This window comes from Stieleria sp. (assembly GCF_041595215.1).
GTDB lineage: Bacteria > Planctomycetota > Planctomycetia > Pirellulales > Pirellulaceae > Stieleria > Stieleria magnilauensis.
Genome location: NZ_JBFHKV010000978.1, coordinates 1 through 3,261, shown reverse-complemented (window position 1 = coordinate 3,261; position 3,261 = coordinate 1). Strand labels below are relative to the sequence as shown.

Here is a 3,261-nt window from a genome sequence, read left to right as displayed (position 1 = left end):
CGCCGCGAGATGGCGACGTCGATGCCGACCCGCTGGCAAACAAGCGACGGAGAAAAAACCGAATCGCATGAACTGACCGACGACCAATCCAACGCGCTCGGGCGGATCACCGCGGCCCTCGATTCGGCCGCCGCCAAGACCCTGCTGTTGCACGGCGTGACCGGCAGCGGAAAAACCGAGGTCTACATCCGCGCGATCGAACATGTCGTCAAATTCGGCCGCGCGGCGATCGTGCTGGTGCCGGAAATCAGCCTGACGCCGCAAACGCGGGGACGCTTCGAACGACGTTTCGCTTCGGTCGCCGTGCTGCACAGTCAAATGACGCCGGCCGAACGCCATTTCCAGTGGCAGCGCATTCGTCGTGGCGAAGTCCAAGTCGTGGTCGGCCCCCGCAGCGCCGTCTTTGCCCCGCTGCCGCGTCTGGGACTGATCATCTTGGACGAAGAACACGACGGGTCGTTCAAACAGGACAGCCAACCGCGTTACCACGCACGCAAAGTGGCCTATGCCCGCGCCCAATCCTTACAAATCCCGCTGTTGCTCGGCAGTGCAACACCCTCGTTGGAATCGTGGTACGCGACCCAGTCCGGTCACGCCGAACTGATCTCCATGCCGTCTCGCGTGGGCAATCGCCCCATGCCGGATGTCCAACTGGTTGACCTGCGCATCAAAGACGAACGCTCGCGGGGCGGCGCGATCAGCCGACAATTGCATCTGGCCGTCACCGAAACCCTGCGAGAAAAAGGGCAAGTCATCTTGCTGCTCAATCGCCGCGGCTTTGCGACGACGATCCAGTGCCCGTCTTGCGGACACGTCGTCGCCTGCCCCGATTGCGAAATGCCGCTAACCCATCACCGCGATGGAGGCAAAGCCGTCTGCCACTACTGCGATTACACGATCGCCACACCGCCCTGGTGCCCGGAGTGTCGGTTTGACGGAATCCGATACGGCGGACTGGGCACGCAAAAACTGGAAGTCGAAGTCAAGGCTCGGTTCCCCGAGGCTCGCGTCGCACGGATGGACAGCGACACCATGCGCCGTCCGGGCAGCCACCAAAAAGTCCTCTCCGCATTTCGCAGCGGCGAACTGGACCTGTTGCTCGGCACCCAGATGATCGCCAAGGGCTTGGACTTTCCCAACGTCCTGTTGGTCGGCGTGATCAACGCCGACGCCGCGTTGCACTTTCCCGATTTCCGCGCCGGCGAACGCACCTTTCAATTGGTGACCCAAGTCGCCGGTCGAACCGGACGCGGCAACCGCGGCGGACGCGTGATCGTGCAAACGTTTTCGCCCGAGCACATGGCCATTCAAGCCGCCTCGCGTCACGATTACCTGCAATTCGCCCAAGCCGAGATCGCCAACCGGCGGAAATTCAATTACCCGCCGCTGGGAAGCGTCGCCCGGATCATCATCCGCGGGGCCGTCGAAGACGTCACCGAAGCCACCGCCAACTCGTTGATGCTGCGATTGGAATCGGCGCGCGAACGGCTCGGCGCCGAAGTCCGCTTGCTCGGGCCGGCCCCCCCGCCGATCGCCAAACTCCGCGGCAAGTATCGCTTTCACCTGCTGTTGCAATCACTCGACCCGTTGCAATTGGGCGCGACGATTCGAATGGCGACCAAGACGTTCAAGATCCCCGAGAAAGATGACGTGCAATACGTGATCGACATCGACCCGATGGACATGCTGTAGCCGGTCGACTACTTGGCCTTCTTCTTCCGCGCGGTCAATTTCTTCATCTTCTTCACCTCGTCCTTGCCGACGACCCAGCCACGACAATCCCGCGACCCACATTGGCAGCGGGGAATCCAGTACTGGGCTTCCCACTGGTAATCGAAACAGATCTCGGTTCCCGGCTCGATGTTGCATCGAGCGATCAGCCCGTTGGTCGTGTCGGTGACCTGCACCATGTCACAATTGGGGCTACAGGAGTGATTGATAAACGCCCCGGGGATGGTCGGTTCCAAATACCAATCATCCTCCAAGTGCATGGCGTAGGTTGATCCGTCGTATTCATCCGCCGGAATCAATTGCCCCTTGATCTCCATGACCAGCTCGCCGGGAAGAAACTGACGTGATGCGAACACACCACAACCCAGTTTTCCGCCGTGGTCATACACGTACACATCACGGTCTTCGTATTGCCGATACCCGTAATCCTGATCGACAGCCGATTGAAGTTTCTTACGTCGCTTCTTTGACAGTTCCATCTCTCGTCCAAATCAAACCAATACAATGTTGAAAACCACGCAACTGGATTGCGTCGCAACCCTACTCCGTCGCGACAAGATACCGATTTGCTCGCCGCCGGGTGAGTCGTAAACCGCGAGGCCGCAGTGGAAAACCTTGCCGGTCGATAAAGCGGATCATTACGCCAACAACTAACTCTAGCACGCACTCTGGCAAGCGCATCGGCAAGCGATTCGGCAAGCACGTGGGTAAGCACGGTACGCGTTCATTCAGCCGACTGCGTCCGCGACGTACGACCTTTTTTTACCGGCCGATGTAAGACCCGCACAACGATCCAGTAGTCCCCTGTGTTGACGACGACCGGCCATCGCAGACGACTTCTCAACCAATCACCGCCTTCTGGGAGACCCCTATGTCAATCGACATTCGAAATCAAACCGTCTTGATTACCGGTGCCAATCGCGGCATCGGAAAAGTGATCTTGGAAACCGCGATCGAGCAGGGCGCCGAGAAAGTCTATGCGGCCGTGCGCGACGTCAACTCGGTCGCCGATCTGGTGGACAAACACGGCGACAAGGTTGTCCCGATCGTCATCGACCTGCAAGTGCCGCAAACGATTGCGGACGCCGCGAGTGTTGCGACCGACGTCACCATCGTGATCAACAACGCAGGGATTGCCCGGACCAATGATCTGCTCTCACCGCAAGCCTTCAGCGACTATGAAGCCGAACACAAGACCAACGTGCTCGGACTGCTGCACGTCGCTCAAGCGTTCGCGCCGGTGCTGAAATCCAACGGAGGCGGGGCATTGGTGCAGCTCAACTCGGTCGCGTCGATCAAATCCTTCGCGGACTTTGCCACCTATTCGGCGTCCAAAGCGGCCAGTTATTCGCTGACCCAGGCGTTGCGTGAAAAGCTGGCCCTGCAACGGACCGCGGTGGTCAGCGTTCACCCGGGTCCGATCAAGACCGAGATGGCCGAGGCCGTCGGTCTGGCCGACGTCGCCGAATCACCCGCCCTGGTCGCCGAGGCCATTTTTGCGGCGCTTCGCGAGGACCAGTTCCATGTGTT

3 protein-coding genes are annotated in these 3,261 nt (G+C 59.9%); 2 read left to right on the top strand and 1 reads right to left on the bottom strand.

Annotated elements, in window-relative coordinates:
* The coding region (priA, locus tag ABX749_RS27045; protein WP_372898766.1) for a primosomal protein N' at nucleotides 1-1,692 on the top strand (1,692 nt) is incomplete at its 5' end.
* An 8-nt stretch (nucleotides 1,693-1,700) separates the two neighbouring features.
* Here priA and ABX749_RS27040 read toward each other — a convergent pair.
* Nucleotides 1,701-2,210 (bottom strand): SET domain-containing protein, encoded by a 510-nt coding sequence (locus tag ABX749_RS27040; RefSeq protein ID WP_372898764.1) that lies wholly within the window; start codon nucleotides 2,208-2,210, stop codon nucleotides 1,701-1,703.
* 392 nt (nucleotides 2,211-2,602) lie between these two features.
* Between ABX749_RS27040 and ABX749_RS27035 the strand changes: the two genes are divergently transcribed.
* The coding region (locus ABX749_RS27035; protein WP_372898763.1) for an SDR family oxidoreductase at nucleotides 2,603-3,261 on the top strand (659 nt) is incomplete at its 3' end.